General features: G+C 55.2%; 15 protein-coding genes and 1 pseudogene. 7 read left to right on the top strand and 9 right to left on the bottom strand.

What is annotated here, in order from left to right; translation table 11 throughout:
* The first annotated feature begins 39 nt into the window (after positions 1 to 39).
* Positions 40 to 531 (top strand): DUF3833 domain-containing protein, encoded by a 492-nt coding sequence (locus tag CMO10_RS02710; RefSeq protein ID WP_297018754.1) that lies wholly within the window; start codon positions 40 to 42, stop codon positions 529 to 531.
* Here the strand turns inward: CMO10_RS02710 and CMO10_RS02705 are convergent.
* From CMO10_RS02705 to CMO10_RS02695, 3 genes are read right to left on the bottom strand one after another with little or no spacing between them, the layout of a single operon-like run.
* A complete protein-coding gene (locus CMO10_RS02705; protein ID WP_297018753.1) occupies positions 494 to 940 on the bottom strand; it encodes a nuclear transport factor 2 family protein in 447 nt (148 codons plus the stop codon). The genes CMO10_RS02710 and CMO10_RS02705 overlap by 38 nt on opposite strands.
* Complete coding sequence (locus CMO10_RS02700; protein ID WP_297018752.1) at positions 937 to 1704, bottom strand: SDR family NAD(P)-dependent oxidoreductase; 768 nt, start codon at positions 1702 to 1704, stop codon at positions 937 to 939. The genes CMO10_RS02705 and CMO10_RS02700 overlap by 4 nt, the downstream gene beginning before the upstream one ends.
* Complete coding sequence (locus CMO10_RS02695) at positions 1701 to 2483, bottom strand: DUF6134 family protein (protein ID WP_297018751.1); 783 nt, start codon at positions 2481 to 2483, stop codon at positions 1701 to 1703. Before CMO10_RS02695 ends, CMO10_RS02700 begins: the two co-directional genes overlap by 4 nt.
* A 153-nt stretch (positions 2484 to 2636) precedes the next feature.
* Between CMO10_RS02695 and CMO10_RS02690 the strand changes: the two genes are divergently transcribed.
* On the top strand, positions 2637 to 3425 hold the full coding sequence (locus CMO10_RS02690; protein ID WP_297018750.1) for an RluA family pseudouridine synthase: 789 nt from the start codon (positions 2637 to 2639) through the stop codon (positions 3423 to 3425).
* Here CMO10_RS02690 and CMO10_RS02685 read toward each other — a convergent pair.
* The 3 genes from CMO10_RS02685 to CMO10_RS02675 form a co-directional block, all read right to left on the bottom strand.
* The gene (locus CMO10_RS02685; RefSeq protein WP_297018749.1) at positions 3372 to 4298 is read right to left on the bottom strand and encodes an AEC family transporter; all 927 of its coding nucleotides are present in this window, start codon (positions 4296 to 4298) and stop codon (positions 3372 to 3374) included. The genes CMO10_RS02690 and CMO10_RS02685 overlap by 54 nt on opposite strands.
* Before the next feature lie 29 nt (positions 4299 to 4327).
* Positions 4328 to 4774 carry a methylglyoxal synthase gene (locus tag CMO10_RS02680; RefSeq protein ID WP_297018748.1) on the bottom strand — a complete coding sequence of 149 codons (447 nt, stop codon included), beginning with the start codon at positions 4772 to 4774 and terminating at the stop codon, positions 4328 to 4330.
* Between the two features lie 158 nt (positions 4775 to 4932).
* A complete protein-coding gene (locus CMO10_RS02675; RefSeq protein WP_297018747.1) occupies positions 4933 to 5880 on the bottom strand; it encodes a LysR family transcriptional regulator in 948 nt (315 codons plus the stop codon).
* A 123-nt stretch (positions 5881 to 6003) separates the two neighbouring features.
* Between CMO10_RS02675 and dctP the strand changes: the two genes are divergently transcribed.
* Genes dctP through CMO10_RS02650 form a run of 5 tightly spaced genes read left to right on the top strand, consistent with a single transcriptional unit; the run spans position 6004 to position 10214 of the window.
* Complete coding sequence (gene dctP, locus CMO10_RS02670) at positions 6004 to 7020, top strand: TRAP transporter substrate-binding protein DctP (RefSeq protein ID WP_297018746.1); 1017 nt, start codon at positions 6004 to 6006, stop codon at positions 7018 to 7020.
* 30 nt (positions 7021 to 7050) lie between these two features.
* The gene (locus CMO10_RS02665; protein WP_297018745.1) at positions 7051 to 7554 is read left to right on the top strand and encodes a TRAP transporter small permease; all 504 of its coding nucleotides are present in this window, start codon (positions 7051 to 7053) and stop codon (positions 7552 to 7554) included.
* A gap of 16 nt (positions 7555 to 7570) precedes the next feature.
* Positions 7571 to 8851, top strand: coding sequence for a TRAP transporter large permease (locus tag CMO10_RS02660; protein ID WP_297018744.1), 1281 nt, complete (start codon positions 7571 to 7573; stop codon positions 8849 to 8851).
* A gap of 14 nt (positions 8852 to 8865) precedes the next feature.
* Positions 8866 to 9219 (top strand): hypothetical protein, encoded by a 354-nt coding sequence (locus CMO10_RS02655; protein ID WP_297018743.1) that lies wholly within the window; start codon positions 8866 to 8868, stop codon positions 9217 to 9219.
* Complete coding sequence (locus tag CMO10_RS02650; RefSeq protein ID WP_297018742.1) at positions 9216 to 10214, top strand: alpha/beta hydrolase; 999 nt, start codon at positions 9216 to 9218, stop codon at positions 10212 to 10214. The genes CMO10_RS02655 and CMO10_RS02650 overlap by 4 nt, the downstream gene beginning before the upstream one ends.
* 157 nt (positions 10215 to 10371) lie before the next feature.
* Here the strand turns inward: CMO10_RS02650 and lpdA are convergent, their stop codons facing one another.
* From lpdA to CMO10_RS02635, 3 genes and pseudogenes are all read right to left on the bottom strand, one after another.
* The gene (lpdA, locus tag CMO10_RS02645; protein ID WP_297018741.1) at positions 10372 to 11778 is read right to left on the bottom strand and encodes a dihydrolipoyl dehydrogenase; all 1407 of its coding nucleotides are present in this window, start codon (positions 11776 to 11778) and stop codon (positions 10372 to 10374) included.
* Between the two features lie 24 nt (positions 11779 to 11802).
* Positions 11803 to 13077, bottom strand: coding sequence for a 2-oxoglutarate dehydrogenase complex dihydrolipoyllysine-residue succinyltransferase (gene odhB, locus CMO10_RS02640; protein WP_044827268.1), 1275 nt, complete (start codon positions 13075 to 13077; stop codon positions 11803 to 11805).
* Positions 13078 to 13185: 108 nt separating this feature from the next.
* A pseudogene (locus CMO10_RS02635) lies at positions 13186 to 16098 on the bottom strand (2-oxoglutarate dehydrogenase E1 component).
* Positions 16099 to 16150 lie beyond the last annotated feature (52 nt).

Here is a 16150-nt window from a genome sequence, read left to right as displayed (position 1 = left end):
GCGCTGTGTTTTTTGGTGCTATTAGCCGGATGTGGGTCGATGAAACCGCAGGATTTTGCGCAAAAGGAACCCCGCTTCGACGTGTTTGACTATTTCGATGGCAACAGCCGGGCCTGGGGTATTTTCGAAGACCGGTTCGGAAAGTTGCGTCGTCAGTTCACCGTCGAAATTACGGGTACGGTCAAGGACGGTGTGCTGACACTGGAAGAAGACTTTATCTATGATGACGGCGAAACGGATCGCCGTGTCTGGACCATCACCAAAACCGGTGAACACACCTATGAAGGCCGTGCCGATGACATTGTAGGCACCGCCATTGGTAGTCAGTATGGCAATGCGCTTAACTGGTCCTATGACATGGATCTTAAGGTCGGCGATGGTGCCTGGCGTGTGGGCTTCAACGACTGGATGTTCCTGCAGCCAGATGGTGTGTTGGTCAACCGCGCACGGGTGAAAAAGTGGGGCTTTGAGATTGGTGAAGTCACGCTATTTTTCACAAAGACCCAACACGTCGCGCAAGCCGCTGAATGAACCAGCGCAGCAACGGGATTTTGGCATAAAAGTTCTGCCCGGAATCCCAGTGGTCAAAATGCGATGTCAGGTGCGTACCATCTTTGTCAAAGGTGAGTTCCGACATGCCTGTGAATTCCCAATCGCCGATGACCTTGACCCGCGCACTGAATTTCCATCGCAAAAATCCTCGGTCCCCGTCAATCGCCTGATGCGTGACGATAAAGCGCGGATTATCCGCATCGGTAAAGGCCTTTGCCAGATAGGCGCAAACGTCCTTGGGGCCGCGTACCGTGGTGAACGGATCACAAAAAACAAAATCCTCTGTCACCAGATCGTTTAGCTGATCAACCGTCTCAAGCGACAGGTTCTCGTAATAGGCTGCATATGCCGCCAGCAACTGGCACTTGTTCTCGGTGATGTCGGTCATGCTCGGATCAGTTTGCGCATCAGTTTGAAGAAAAGCGGATAGGGCAGAATTCGCGTCAGCTTCAATTGCCGCACGAATGGGGGTGGAAATGCAATCTCGAATTTGTCATTGCTGCAAAGCCCGCGATAGATGAAGTCTGCGGCCTGCTCTGGCTCAAGCAAATAGGGCATTTCAAAATCGTTCTTGTCGGTCAGACGCGTTTTAACGAACCCCGGATTGATTACGCGCAGCAAAACGCCACTGCCGCTCAGTTCCGTATGAAGCGACTCACACAGATTGATCAGGGCGGCCTTGGTCGGGCCATAGGCCGATGCATTGGGCAAACCGCGATAGCCCGCGACTGATGCCATTACGGCAATCTCGCCGGACTTGCGCGCGCGCATCTTTGCCAGCAGCGGCTCGAGACAATTCACAATGCCCATATAGTTGGTATCAACATGGCTTCGGATGGTTGCAGCCGAAAAGGCATCAAGCTTCATAGGTGAATAGATCCCGGCTGCCAAAATCACCAGATCGGGCAGGCCAAACTGCGCTTCCACCGTGCCAACAGCACTATTTACCGCATTTGGATCGGTAATATTGACCGTAACCGGAGTTATATCCGGCATTTCGGATGCCAATTCATTCAATTTATCGGCATTCCGCGCGGAAATGATGACTTTTTGGTCTTCCGAAGTCGGATTTTCATGGAATTTGCGCGCTAATGCTGCACCAATGCCCGAAGATGCCCCGATAATCCAGATGGTCTGGAAGTTTTTGCTCATTCCTCGTCCTTTTGCGCGGTTTGTGTCGCGCAACTCATGCAGCGATAGGTGATGGTGGATCCATCACGTGCCTCGAACGCGAGGCCCACCCAACGGCCATCGGCATCATACCATGCGGTGGTTTCAAGCTCCCCGTCATAGGTAAACCGGGTCGCACGCAGCGTGCCGTTTGTTGTGCGCAGCATTTCGGTTTCGCTTGCGCGGATATCAACCGTGTTTGCCTTGCCGGTGATGGTATTGAGCACCGCCTCGCTGCCCAATACGCCGCAATGCCAATGATCGGTTGGAAAAATGCCCTGAGGCAAGGTTTGTTTGCCTTTCGGGCCGGTCACAATAAGCGCGCCCTGATCATCGGGTTTGGCGGTCACTTCCGTCTCATCACCATCATCATCGACCCGCACCGATAGCGCAGCCAACCGGTCATCCTGCCACAGGCTTTCGGATCGATAGTCAAAGCTATAGGCATTAAAGCCGAGAAAACTGATATCGATATTGCTTTGCGCAACTACCTGCAGGCCATCGCGCCCGTGATTGAACTGCACCACATGACTCCCGACCGGGGAATCATTGCGTCGGATCTGAAAACGAAGCTCGTTGCCATAGCGTGCAATGGGATCAAAGTTACGGCAGGTATCCGCACCTTCAAACGCATTCGTCAGGCTGGCTTGCTCGATCACCGTTTCATTGCTTGCCGCCGCGTTTGACGGCAGCGCCATGACGCCAACAAGGACGCCGGTGCCAAGCAGGACTTTCATCGAAGGTGCTATGTACGTCTTCATGATCGTTACCAAAGCCGGGTTGCAGAAGGAGTACTTCCTTCTTGTTACGCAATGGTGTGATCTGCGGATCAAACGTCATGATCATTGCTCGCCATTGCCTGATGGGGTAAGCAGGGGCTCAACGGGCCCTGACCCAAAATGAAAGGCCACGCCATGCCCCATCCGATTGCAGAAGACCTGATCGCGCATGTTCTGCACCGCGATTCCAACATCATCGTTTTGAACAAGCCGCCCGGGCTGGCGTCGCACGGTGGGCCGAAAACCTATTTCCACGTTGATGCCTATCTGCCGGATCTGAAATTTGGCATTCAGCCCGAGCCAACGCTAGCCCATCGTCTGGATCGCGATACGGCCGGCTGCCTGTTGCTGTGCCGTCATCCGAAATCATCGAAAAAGATCACCCGTCTTTTCACCGAAAAGAAGATCGGCAAGACCTATTGGGCGGTGGTGCGTGGCGCCATGGAAGACGATCAAGGTTTCATCGATGCGCCGATTGGCAAGATCAATGATGAAAGCGGCTGGACCATGCTGGTTCACGAAGACGGCCAGCCGTCCAAAACCGAATATACAGTGCTGGGCCGTGGCAAGGACGCGGATGGCAAAGACATCACCTGGCTGGAACTGATCCCGCATACCGGGCGCACCCATCAGCTGCGCGTACATCTTGATCATGTCGGACATCCGGTGATTGGTGATCCGTTCTATGGCCGCGGCGATGAACCGCCGATCTTTGGCGCACCGCCGACCCTGATGCTGCTTTCGCGCCAGATCGTCGTGCCGTTCCATGCCGACCGTGATCCGGTGATTGTCGACGCCCCGCCGCCCGAACTGATGCGCGCCGGTCTGGAGCCGTGCGGGTACGCAGGCGATTACGCCGCCCATGCAAGCTCAATTGATGCTCAATACACCGGCGATGACAGCGACGCTGAAGGCGGAGAGTAAAGTCTCAAGCGTGATAATCGATGCTATCGCTTCGGCATCGCCATTGAGTTGTCGGGCGAGGATATAGGCATTGCCCGCGCATGGCATGCCAGCATACAGAACCCCCATCGCCAAAACCATGCCATCGACACCCGCGAGATAAAGGCAGACACCGGTAATCACCGGCAGCACCGCAAGCTTGATGCTGGTGGCAAGGGCAATCGCGCCAAGCGCCTTCTTGTCCATGATAAAGCGAAGCCCGGCACCGACCGATAGCAGGCTCAGCGGCAGCGCGGCTGTCTTGAAAAGGGCTGCGGTATTTTCGATGGGCAGCGGAACGTGAATGTTGCTCACATTCAGGATTGCACCGGCGCCGGCGGCAAGGATGATCGGGTTTTTGACAATCCCGCCCATGATGCGTTTGAGGTTGCTTTTCCCGCCGCTAAAGGCGCTGAGTACGACAACGCCCAGCATGTTGGTCGCAATCACCATCACCGCAACAAAGATAATGGCAAGGGCAAGTCCCTCTGCCCCGTAAAGGGCATCGGCAACGGCCAGCAGGACGTAGCTATTGTATCGAACCGATCCCTGAAAGATCGATGTGAAAAGCGGCGTGTCACGCGTGATCAGTGGGCGGAGCAAAAGAAGGGCTGCCGACAGACCAAGGGTTGCTGCAAGCGTGACACCAACCGCAGTTCCAGCATTGCCGCTTGAAAAATCGGCGCGATAAATTTCGACGATCAGAAGTGACGGCAGCAGCAGATAATAGGTCAGCCGATCAATCCCGGCCCAGACATCGGCTGCCTTGATCAGATATCGCTTAAGCGCCGCGCCAACAAGGATGGCGGCAAAGATCGGAAAGATCGCAGCAATCAGTTCATAGGCAAGTTGCATGGCAGGCGGGGCGCTCCGGCGGCGGGGTTTTAAACTTGGCGATTGCTGTAATCGGCAAAGACCTGCTCGGGGGAATGATCGCGATATTGTTCGCAGATTTCCTCGAACTTGGGATTGCTGATCAGAAGGTCCGCTGTGCTTTGGTTGCACGCAATCGGAACCTCATAAAGGTTGGCCAGTCGGATCAGGGCGCGGACATCAACATCATGCGGATGGGGCGTCATCGGATCGGTGAAAAAGAACATGGCTTGCAGTTCGCCATGCGCAATCATTGATCCCAATTGCTGATCACCGCCAAAAGGCCCGCTTTTGAGCGGATGGATATCAAGTTCGCCAAACCGTTCCTGCAAAACCCGTCCCGTGGTGCCGGTGGCAAAGATGCGCATATTGGCGAAGGCACCCTTGTGCTTTTCAAGCCAGTCAGCCATTTCGCGTTTGCGACGGTCATGGGCGACAACCCCAACAGACAGCACCATATTTCGATCTCCGGGCCAGTAAACAGGATTTGTCATACTAATCCTGAACCCGACTTTGCGTCACGCGACAATCATCGGACCAATGCGATTTTCGTCAAAAAGCCGAATGTCGGACATCGCCAGTTTATATGACAGAACAAGTATTTAGGATGAGGTGCCTAGAGGTCTGAATGGCGTGCCACCGGCCATTTGCCCTCGGCAATCAGTTCCTGACTGACAGAATGAATTTCATCAAGAACCCGCAACAATACCGGGTCTTTCATTTTGATGCGCTGGGCGCACACCGATACCTGCCGGATCATCGGCGGGGAAAGTGGAACGGCCTTGATGGTGTGATTTTCAAGTTCGTCATAAATCGCGCATTTCGCCAGAAGGCCATATCCCTCGCCACTGGCGATCAGTTTGACCAGATGCGTACTGGCATCAATTTCCATCCGGATATCAAGGCCGCTGCCCAGCGCTGCAAATGCCTTGGCCTTCATGCGAATACCATGGATGGTGGTTGGCATGATCAGTGGGAAGCTTCCCAGCATTTCCGGTGTAATCCGGGCGGGGACGTCGCGCATCAGCTCCTGATTGCCGACAAGGAATATTTCCTCGTCGCAGATCGGATGGCAGACTATGTCGGGCAATGATGTACGGTCAAAGGAAATGGCAAAATCAAGTCGGCCTTCCTGAAGCCAACCCCAAAGATACCCGGAAAAAGCTTCGACAACGCGCAAGGAAACCTTGGGCAAGGTCTGACGCAGACGCTTGATGAGCGGGATGGCAAGCACGGTCGATGTTGCCGCAGGCAGGCCAATTGCAACTTCGCCTTCTGGTTCTTCATTGGCGGTGCCGACGGCATCAATTGTCGCATTGGCAATGGCCAGCATCTCATAGGCGCCCTTCAAAAGGACTTCACCCGCTGCCGTCGGGGTCGACCCACGGGCATGGCGAATGAGAATCGCCGTCCCCAGATCTTCCTCGAGTTTCTTGATCATATTGCTTAGTGCAGGCTGTGCGATGCCCAATCGAAGCGAGGCCTGACTAAGGCTTCCTTCCTCGCAAATAGCGGCAAAAGCAGAAAGCCGAGATAAATTAAGCTGTTGTGGAAGCAACTTCATAAGCGACCATCAAGGTATATAAGTTTATATATGGGTACTTCAGAATTATATATCACAAAAATGATATCACCGCTGCTAGCGTCAGAATTGGAATAGAAGCAAAAAATATCCGGAGGAAACATCTTGCAGATTTCAACGATCCTGTCGGCAGCCCTTGTTGCCGCCACCGCTTTCACTTGGCAGGCTGACGCGGCTGATTACACCATTGATGTGTCGCTTGATACGTCGCCGAACCATGTGCGTAACCGTTCCTTCCGCGAATTCGCAGAAGCCCTGAACGAAAAATCCGACGGTCGCCTTGAGCTGCGTATTTTCGATTCCGCTTCGAAATACAAAGGCCCGATGGTTGCAACCGCTGTTGCCCAGGGCGCGATTGATATGGCCGCACCGGCCCATCAGCACCTGTCGAAATTCGTGCCGGAAACCGGCATCCTGTTGCTGCCGATGTTCTATGGTCAGGAAAAGGACGTCATCTATAACGTGGTTGATGGCGAAGTCGGTCAGAAGCTGAACAAGATGATCGAAGACAAGCTTCGCGTTGTTGTTCTTGGCCGCCCGTTCGACCTTGGTTATGGCACGGTATTCTCTACCGATCTTCGTATGACGAAACCGGCTGATCTCGAAGAACAGATCGTGCGTGTTCCGGGCGGTGCCGCAACGCTTGAGCGTTACAAGGTCTTTAAGGCCAACCCGACCCAGATTCCGTGGTCCGACGTTCCGCAGGCCCTTCAGACCGGCGCTGTTTCGACCATCTGGGCGACCCAGGAAAGTGTCGCCAGTGCCCAGCTTTGGGATGCCGGCATCAAATACGCCTTCGAAGACAAGCAGGCCTTCATCGAATATGTCCCGATCCTGAGCCAGAATGCATGGTCGAAACTGCCTGAAGACCTGCAGCAGCTGATGATCGATACCTGGGACGAGATGGTTGACGATGTGCGTAAAGTCGCGACCAAGGCGCAGGAAGACGGCCGTCAGACCAACGCCGATCACGGTATTGAAACTGTCGATCCGGATCCGGCTGACCTTGCCGTCATGCGTGAAAAACTGATGGCAGCACAGCCGGCTATTGTTGAAGAACTCGGTATGGATACCGACTTTATCAACGAAGTATCCGCAGCTGTCGCAGCCGCTGAACAGTAAGTTCGGTCCGTAATTGGGGAATGTTTGATCATGTCACTTCGCAGCATTGCAAACGTTCTGAACTGTCTTGAAAAAGGCCTGATCGGGATGATGGCGCTTGGCGCCATCATTCTGGTGGTCATCGAGACCGTACTGCGTTATGCCGCCCCCGCCCATCTGACGGATTGGAGCGGCGAGGTCACGATCTATCTGGTTGGCTGGGCCTTGATGCTTAGTCTGCCGCATCTGGTCGCGCATGAAAAACATGTCCGTGCCGATCTTCTTCAACATCAATTCTCGCCGGCAGTGCGCTGGTTCCTTGATGTCTGTGCGACAATCATCGGGATCGTTTTCTGCGCGATCATTCTCTGGGCCGGCATTGATGTCGTGTCATTCGGAATGATGTTTGGCGAAATCAGCGACAGCTCACTGCAATTCCCGATGTGGGTGTTTTACCTCGCTGTACCGGTCGGGTTTGGAACATCGCTGCTGCGTTATGTGGTTCTGCTGATCTCCAAGCTGATGGAATTGCGGGCCTCACCGGCCGCTTCCTGACAAAGGAATTTCTTTCATGATAATCTGGTTGATGCTGGCGCTGTTCTTCGTGCTGCTGCTGGCTGGGGTTCCTATTTATCTGGTTCTTGGCAGCCTGGCTGTCATTGGCTGGCTGGTTGAAGGCACGCCATTGATTGCGTTGGCCCAACAGTTCGCCAATGAACTGAACTCCCAAACCCTTGTGGCGGTGCCGCTGTTTGTTGTGGCCGCGACCTTTATGGAACGCGGTGGCATTACCCGCGCCCTGATTGATTTCGCAAGCCTGATTGCCGGGCGCAGCCGTGGTGGCCTTGCCATCATCTGCGTCATTGCGACAACGTTCTTTGCTGCTATTTGCGGCTCGTCGGTTGCAACCGCGATGGCAATGGGAACGGCGCTTATTCCAACCATGGCTGCACGTAAATATCCGTCCAGTTTCTCGGTCGGGACCGTGGGGGCTGCCGGTACACTTGGCATTCTGATCCCGCCAAGTCTGCCTTTGCTGATTTATGGTCTGGTTGCCGAAACATCGGTACCGCAGCTGTTCCTTGCCGGTGTCATTCCGGGCCTTCTGCAGGGTGTTCTGTTTGTCGGTTATATCATCTGGTATTCCCGCAAGAACGAGCTGCCGGTTGAAGACAAGCTCGAAGCCGGCGAGGTCTTTGAACGCTTCCGCAACGCTTTGCCTGCCCTTGCCATCCCGATCCTTGTTCTTGGCGGGATCTATAGTGGCCTGGTGACGATTTCCGAAGCTGCCGGTGTTGCTGCCTTCATCGCGTTGATTGTCAGTGTGTTTGTTTACCGTGCAGTCCCGTTGCGCGACATCCCGGGCGTTCTGACCGATGGTATCCGCCAGACCGCAGTGATCATCGTGATCATCATGTCGGCCCTTGCACTGGGTCACTGGCTGACAAGTGAAGGCATCACCCGATCCATCGTAGATTTCGTCAACGAAACCGGTCTGACGAGCTGGCAGTTCCTGATCCTTGCCAACGTCGTGATGTTTGTCCTTGGCATGTTCCTTGAGGTCATCTCGGTCATTCTGATCTTCGTACCGCTGGTGCTGCCGATCATCGAACATCTGGGCATTGATCCGGTGCATTTCGGTCTGATCGTCGTGATCAACATGGAGCTGGCACTTCTTACGCCGCCGGTTGGTCTGAACCTGTTCATTCTCAAGAACATCTCAGGCGAAAACATCGGAACCGTCATCCGGGGCACCATGCCCTATGTGATGATCCTGATTGTTTTGCTGATCCTCGTGACTTTCGTTCCGCAGATCAGCATGTGGCTGCCTGAACTTGCATACGGCAAATAACGGACACAAAAAGAATGCCAATACTGACAGTAACCGTTGCCCCCGATCTGGTCGAAGAGGTGCGTTCGACAAGTGATGAACTTTCAGAAGCCCTGCTTGGCCTGATCCGAAAGCATCTGGCACCGGCCAAAGGCACCGAACAGATCATGTTCGTGCCGGCCTTTGGCGTGGTCACCGGGTGTTCCATGCTGGCGCATCTTGTTCATCGTGCATCCGAAAGCCGCACGTCAGAGGTTCGCAACAGCTGTGCACAGGCCATTGCGGACCATCTGAACGCTACGTATGGCTGTTCTGTTCGTGTCCGTTTGATTGCCACCAGTTCTGACGATATTGCGGCTTCTGATATTTTCACGGAGGTCAGCCAATGACGATGTCCGAACCTGCAATGGCCCGCACCGGGGTTTCGATTGCCTCGATCGACAGCTTCCATGTTGGCGGCGAAGTCGTCAAATTGACTGACCAGCCGAAACTTGAAATGCGTGTTGCCGGCAAGGGTGTCGCCCGTGAAGTCGATCTGAACGGATCCTATGTGACCGGGCAGGTCTATGCCAATCACGTGCGTCTTAGCCAACCGCAACACGACGCGCCCGTGATGTTCTGGCACGGCGGTGCAATGACCGGCGTTACTTGGGAAACCACCCCCGATGGTCGTCCAGGTTGGCAGTGGCTGTTTCTTGAAGCCGGTTACGACGTAATCGTCACTGATGCGGTCGAACGCGGTCGTGCGTCCTGGTCGCCTTATCCGCAGATCTACAAAGCCCCGCCAGTCTTCCGCACCAAGGAAGAAAGCTGGGCGATGTATCGCTTCGGTCCAAAATCGGGTTTCAAGGACGATGTCGCTTCGCGCCAACCGTTCGAAGGACAGCGTTTCCCGATGAGCGGGTTTGACGCCCTGGCCGCCCAGCTTGTGCCGCGCTGGACGACCCATGATGAAATGACCCTGGCGGCTTACGAGGCGCTGCTGCGCAAGGTTGGCCCGGTGCATTTGGTAACGCATAGTCAGGGTGGATGGTTTAGCCTGAACATGGTTCTGCGCGCACCAGAGCTGATCAAGTCGCTGGTCGTGATCGAACCGGCGGGGGCGCCGACCCTTTCCAAAGAGGATGCCAAGCGAATCTCGCATATCCCGCATCTGTTCGTCTGGGGCGACTATATCGAGGATGTCCCGGCCTGGAAAAACTACCGCAATGCTGCCGACGAGTTCATGCATGCGCTCAAAGGCTTTGGCGGGACGTCGAACCTTCTGGACCTGCCGCGAGAAGGCATTCGCGGCAACAGCCACGTGCCGATGATGGACGATAACAGTGCTGACATTGCCAAGCTGGTTGCGGACTGGATGGAACGCACATCCAACGCGGGCTAGCGCCTTAGCAATTTTGATTTGCCGACACCTACCAAGCCTGTCGATCCTATGATCGGCAGGCTTTTTTTGTTGCGCAGCAAACCCGTCCAAACGCGCAAAACAAAACGGCCGCCCCAAGTAAATGGGACGGCCGTTTTCAGATCAGTGAACTGATCAATTACATGTGGATTGCGCGCTTGTCCGCGTCCAGCGCAGCTTCCTTGACGGACTCGCCAAGGGCCGGGTGGGCGTGGCAGGTTCGTGCGATGTCTTCGGCAGATGCGCCGTATTCCATCGCCAGAACCACTTCGGCAATCAAATCGCCCGCAGCCGGGCCGACAATATGCGCGCCGACGACACGGTGCGATTTCTTGTCTTCGATGATTTTGACGAAGCCCTCGGTGCTTTCTATCGCCTTGGCACGACCGTTGGCGGTGAAGGGGAATTTGCCGACTTTGTAGTCGACGCCTTCTTCCTTCAGCTGCTCTTCGGTTTTGCCGACAGAGGCAACTTCCGGCCAGGTGTAAACAACACCCGGGACCTTGCCGTAATCGACATGGCCTTCTTCGCCTGCCAGCATTTCTGCCAGTGCAACGCCGTCTTCTTCAGCCTTGTGGGCAAGCATCGGACCGACGATGGTATCGCCAATCGCAAAGATGCCACCGACATTGGTCTGGAAGTGTTCGTCGGTTTTGACGCGACCACGATCGTCGAGTTCAACACCAACCTTATCCAGGCCAAGGCCCTTGGTGTAAGGACGGCGACCGATGGCAACCAGAACCACGTCAGCTTTGAGTTCCTCTGCATCGCCGCCCTTGGACGGTTCAACAGTCAGGGTCACGCCGGACTTGGTGGTTTTGGCACCGGTAACCTTGTGGCCGAGTTTGAATTCAAGGCCCTGCTTGGCAAAGATGCGTTGGGTCTGTTTGACCAGATCGCCATCCATGCCCGGCAGAATGCGGTCAAGGAATTCAACAACGGTAACTTCGGCACCCAGACGACGCCAGACGGAACCAAGTTCCAGACCGATGACGCCTGCGCCAATCACAACCATCTTCTTCGGCACTTTCGGAAGAACCAGTGCACCGGTCGAAGAGACGATTTTTTCTTCGTCGATTTCGACACCCGGCAGCGGGGTGACTTCCGAACCCGTCGCGATGACGATGTTCTTGGCGGTCAGGGTTTCTTTGCCGCCGTCCAGAAGGGCAACCTTGACTTCGGTCGGCGAGGTGATTTCGCCAGCACCTTTGACATAGGTAACCTTGTTCTTCTTGAACAGGAACTCGATCCCCTTGGTGTTGCTTTCAACAACCTTGTCCTTACGTGCCATCATCTTTTCGATGTTGACCTTCGGCTTGGAGACTTCGATGCCATGGGTATCGAAATGCTCGGTCGCTTCTTCGAACAGGTGCGAGGAATGCAGCAAAGCCTTGGACGGAATGCAGCCTACGTTCAGGCAGGTACCGCCAAGCGCGCCACGTTTTTCAACGCAGGCAACTTTAAGGCCAAGCTGTGCGGCGCGGATGGCGCAAACATAACCGCCAGGACCGCCACCGATCACGACAACGTCGTAGTTCTCACTCATGAGTTCTGTGATCCTTTTGTCTGATCAGATGTCGAGCAGAATGCGTTCCGGGTTCTCGATGCATTCCTTGACGCGTACCAGGAAGGAAACGGCTTCGCGGCCGTCAATGATACGGTGGTCATAGGAAAGCGCGAGATACATCATCGGACGAATTTCGACTTTGCCATCGATTGCAACCGGACGCATCTGGGTCTTGTGCATGCCAAGAATACCGGACTGCGGTGCGTTCAGGATCGGGGATGACAGAAGCGAACCAAAGACACCACCGTTGGAGATGGTGAAGGAACCGCCGGTCATTTCATCCATGCCCAGTTTGCCGTCACGTGCACGCTTGCCGAAATCGACAATGGTGCTTTCCAGATCAGCAAAGGTTTTTTCCTCTGCCGAACGGATGACCGGAACAACCAGACCCTGCGGGGTGCCAACGGCAACGCCGACATCGCAGTAGTTCTTGTAGATGAAGCTGTTGCCATCGATCTCGGCGTTAACAGCCGGCCATTCTTTCAGCGCCGTGGTGCAGGCTTTGATGAAGAAGGACATGAAGCCAAGCTTCACACCGTGTTTCTTCTCGAAACCGTCTTTGTACTTGTTACGGCAAGCCAGAAGGTTGGTCATGTCCACTTCGTTGTAAGTGGTCAGCATGGCCGCAGTGTTCTGGGCTTCTTTCAGGCGGCGCGCGATGGTCTGGCGCAGCTTGGACATTTTGACACGCTCTTCGCCGTCACGCAGTTCACGTTCCGGTTTCGGAGCCGCCGGGGCAGCCGGTGCCGGTGCAGCAGCGCGGGACGCCGATCCACCACCTTCGAGGAAGTTCAGAACGTCGCCCTTGGTCAGGCGGCCGTCTTTGCCGGTAGCCGGAATTTTCGACGGATCGAGGTTTTTGTCTTCGACCAGTTTGCGAACGGCCGGTGCCAGCGGATGATCGCTGTTCGACGCAGTTGCCGCTGCCGGTGCAGCAGCAGGGGCTGCTTTCGGCTCTTCTTTCTTCGCCGGAGCTTCTTCTTTTTTCGCAGCCGGGGCTTCTTCCTTGGCCGGTTCATCAGAAGCAGCAGCGCCTTCGGCGCCTTCGTTGATCATGGCGATCAGCGCACCAACTTCGACTTCGTCGCCTTCGCCAACAACCAGTTCGGCAATTGCGCCAGCAACCGGGGCGTTGACTTCGACGGTGACCTTGTCGGTTTCAAGTTCGACAATCGGTTCATCGGCAGCAACAGCTTCACCGACTTTTTTGTACCATTTTGCCACCGTGGCTTCAGATACGGACTCGCCCAGTGCGGGAACTTTAACTTCAGTCGCCATTTTTTCCTCGACCGTTTTTTCAATCAGGCAGTGTGGGTCTGCCAGGATACGAATGAATTCTAAATGAACGGATCGAACGGGCGATTGCTCGCCCGTTCGATGAAAGTGTTAGACGCTCAGTGCCTTGTCGACCAATTCGGCCTGTTCACGCAGATGAGCCTTCAGAAGACCCGTTGCCGGCGAAGCAGATGCTGCGCGACCGACATAAACAGGACGACCCGTCTTGTGCTTGATGCTCGAAAGCGTTGCTTCGATCCGGCGATCAACAAAGTACCAGGAACCCATGTTCTCTGATTCTTCCTGACACCAGACGACATCAGCATTCGGGTATTTGGCCAGTTCNGCNGCCAGTTCTTNTTCCGGCCACGGATAAAGCTGTTCAACACGCACAAGCGCAACATCTTCGATGCCACGGTTTTCGCGTTCGGCAAGCAGATCGTAATAGACCTTGCCCGACGACAGAACGACGCGNTTGACCTTTTTGTCNTCNACCAGCTTGCCGGTTTCGCNGATCACNGTCNGGAANNTNGTNCCNGNNNCNAANTCGGANAGGTTCGACACACACTGNTTGTGACGCAGAAGCGATTTCGGCGTCATCAGGANCAGNGGCTTACGGAANGANCGACGNATCTGACGGCGCAGGATGTGGTAATAGTTTGCCGGNGTCGTGCANTTCGCCACCTGCATGTTNTTTTCACCACAAAGCTGCAGGTAACGTTCCAGACGNGCGGAACTGTGTTCCGGACCCTGGCCTTCGTAACCGTGCGGCANCAGCATCACCAGACCNGACATACGCAGCCATTTGGCTTCGCCCGAGCTGATGAACTGGTCAATNATGACCTGTGCACCGTTGGCAAAATCACCGAACTGGGCTTCCCAGAGAACCAGCGAATGCGGTTCTGCAAGGGTGATGCCNTATTCAAAGCCAAGAACACCNGCTTCGGACAGTGGCGAGTTGAGAACNTCAAGCTCGGCCTGNCCNGTACGGATGTTNTTGAGCGGGGTGTATTTTGCCTCGTTGGTCTGATCGANCAGTTTGGCATGACGCTGCGAGAAGGTACCNCGCTGGCANTCCTGACCCGACAGACGCACCGGTGTGCCTTCGCACATCAGNGTCCCGAANGCCANNGCTTCTGCNGTNGCCCAATCNATGCCTTCGCCGGTTTCAAACATCTTCGCNTTGGCCTTCANCTGACGAAGGATNTTGCGGTTGATGTCANAGTCACTCGGCGNGGTNGAAAGNGCNCGNCCNACTTCCTGAAGAAGNTNTTCTTCAACNCCGGTNTNGCCGNTCCAGTCNGCATCNTCGCCATGCGAGGATGCNAGACCCGACCATTTGCCNTCAAGCCAGTCAGCCTTGTTCGGACGGTAGTTTTCNGACGCCTTGAACTCTTCATCAAGGTAATCCTGGAACGANTTGTCCAGTTCCTTGANGCGTTCTTCGNTCAGAAGACCTTCCTTGACCAGCTGNTNTGCATAGATGTCNTTGGTGGTCGGGTGTTTGCCGATCACGTCATACATCTTNGGCTGGGTGAATGCCGGCTCGTCGCTTTCGTTGTGNCCAAAGCGGCGATAGCAGAACATGTCGATNACNACGTCCTGCTTGAANTCCTGACGGAATTCGGTCGCGATNCGNGCNGCNTGAACNACAGCTTCGGGATCGTCACCATTGACGTGCAGGATCGGNGCCTGAACGACTTTGGCNATGTCCGAGCAATACGGCGAAGAACGGGAATCNGTCGGNTTGGTCGTGAAACCGATCTGGTTGTTGACCACAAAGTGGATCGTACCACCGGTACGGTANCCNTTGAGGTGCGACAGATCGAAGGTTTCNGCNACAAGACCCTGACCGGCAAAGGCCGCATCACCGTGCAGGAGGATACCCATAACCTGCTCGCGNNNNGTGTCTTTNCGCTGGGCCTGCTTGGCGCGGACCTTACCAAGAACAACNGTGTTCACNGCTTCAAGGTGCGACGGGTTTGCCGTCAGCGACAGGTGAACAACNTTNCCGTCAAATTCNCGGTCGGCGGAGGTGCCAAGGTGATACTTAACGTCACCAGAGCCCATCACGTCGTCCGGNTTGGACGGGTTGCCCATGAATTCCGAGAAGATCGCCTGGAACGGCTTGCTCATNACGTTGGCAAGAACGTTNAGACGACCACGGTGCGGCATGCCGAACACAACCTCGCGGANGCCAAGCTGGCTACCNCGTTTNAGGATCTGTTCAAGNGCCGGCATCAGGGCTTCNCCACCATCNATNCCGAAACGCTTGGTNCCGACATATTTGGTGTGNAGATAGTTTTCGAAACCTTCGGCTTCGATCAGGCGCTCAAGGATNGCTTCCTTGCCACGNGNNGTNAACTGCGTCTGNTTGCCGATGCTTTCGATACGCTGCTGAATCCAGGATTTCTGTTCCGGTTCCTGNATNTGCATGAANTCGATNCCGATCGANCCGCAATAGGTNTTGCGTGCCAGCGAGACNATCTGNCGGATGGTCGCGGTTTCAAGGCCAAGAACATTGGCNATGAANATCGGACGNTCCANNTCGGCNTCGGTAAAGCCNTANGTNTTNGGATCAAGTTCCGGATGCGGTTCACGCGGNGNNAGNCCCAGCGGATCCAGNTTCGCTTCAAGATGGCCGCGTACNCGNNAGGAGCGGATCAGCATCAGNGCGCGAATGGAATCATTGGCNGCAGCACGGATGGCNTCNGAATTNACCTGNNCNGCNGNNGGNGCTGCNTGGGGTGCCGGTGCGTAGCCCGCNATCGGAGCCGGGCGTTCGGCNTGCCCNTGTGAGACGTCGTATCCCTCCATGCCGCCAACAACCTTGGTTTCCCGTGGCTGCCAGCTCGGCCCNCGCATTTCTGCGAGGAGTTCGGAGGCGTCGTCCTGCAACCCGTCAAAAAACTCAGCCCAGCTCTGGTCAACCGCAGACGGGCTTTCCAGATACCGGGCNTAAAGTTCAGCGATGTAGGTTGCGTTCGACTCGTTNAGAATCGTGTCGAGATCTTGAGGTTTCATTTGTGGTCTTGGAAGGCATGGTCCNCAAGAAGGACCACGCCCCCCCTTGCCT

Source organism: Thalassospira sp., from assembly GCF_002709775.1.
Lineage (GTDB): Bacteria > Pseudomonadota > Alphaproteobacteria > Rhodospirillales > Thalassospiraceae > Thalassospira.
Note: the sequence above shows the minus strand (reverse complement) of the source record. Positions and strands in the feature narration are given on the sequence as shown.

What these genes read in the sequence shown, in the direction of transcription:
- CMO10_RS02680 (WP_297018748.1), bottom strand. Translation starts at nt 4,774, where the DNA reads ATGGTGCTGTCTGTTGGGGTTGTCGCCCATGACCGTCGCAAACGCGAA.
- CMO10_RS02675 (WP_297018747.1), bottom strand. Translation starts at nt 5,880, where the DNA reads ATGAAGTTGCTTCCACAACAGCTTAATTTATCTCGGCTTTCTGCTTTT.
- CMO10_RS02660 (WP_297018744.1), top strand. Translation starts at nt 7,571, where the DNA reads ATGATAATCTGGTTGATGCTGGCGCTGTTCTTCGTGCTGCTGCTGGCT.
- CMO10_RS02700 (WP_297018752.1), bottom strand. Translation starts at nt 1,704, where the DNA reads ATGAGCAAAAACTTCCAGACCATCTGGATTATCGGGGCATCTTCGGGC.
- CMO10_RS02705 (WP_297018753.1), bottom strand. Translation starts at nt 940, where the DNA reads ATGACCGACATCACCGAGAACAAGTGCCAGTTGCTGGCGGCATATGCA.
- CMO10_RS02665 (WP_297018745.1), top strand. Translation starts at nt 7,051, where the DNA reads ATGTCACTTCGCAGCATTGCAAACGTTCTGAACTGTCTTGAAAAAGGC.
- CMO10_RS02655 (WP_297018743.1), top strand. Translation starts at nt 8,866, where the DNA reads ATGCCAATACTGACAGTAACCGTTGCCCCCGATCTGGTCGAAGAGGTG.
- CMO10_RS02685 (WP_297018749.1), bottom strand. Translation starts at nt 4,298, where the DNA reads ATGCAACTTGCCTATGAACTGATTGCTGCGATCTTTCCGATCTTTGCC.
- CMO10_RS02690 (WP_297018750.1), top strand. Translation starts at nt 2,637, where the DNA reads ATGCCCCATCCGATTGCAGAAGACCTGATCGCGCATGTTCTGCACCGC.
- CMO10_RS02695 (WP_297018751.1), bottom strand. Translation starts at nt 2,483, where the DNA reads ATGAAGACGTACATAGCACCTTCGATGAAAGTCCTGCTTGGCACCGGC.
- CMO10_RS02710 (WP_297018754.1), top strand. Translation starts at nt 40, where the DNA reads ATGAAACCGCAGGATTTTGCGCAAAAGGAACCCCGCTTCGACGTGTTT.
- odhB (WP_044827268.1), bottom strand. Translation starts at nt 13,077, where the DNA reads ATGGCGACTGAAGTTAAAGTTCCCGCACTGGGCGAGTCCGTATCTGAA.
- lpdA (WP_297018741.1), bottom strand. Translation starts at nt 11,778, where the DNA reads ATGAGTGAGAACTACGACGTTGTCGTGATCGGTGGCGGTCCTGGCGGT.
- CMO10_RS02650 (WP_297018742.1), top strand. Translation starts at nt 9,216, where the DNA reads ATGACGATGTCCGAACCTGCAATGGCCCGCACCGGGGTTTCGATTGCC.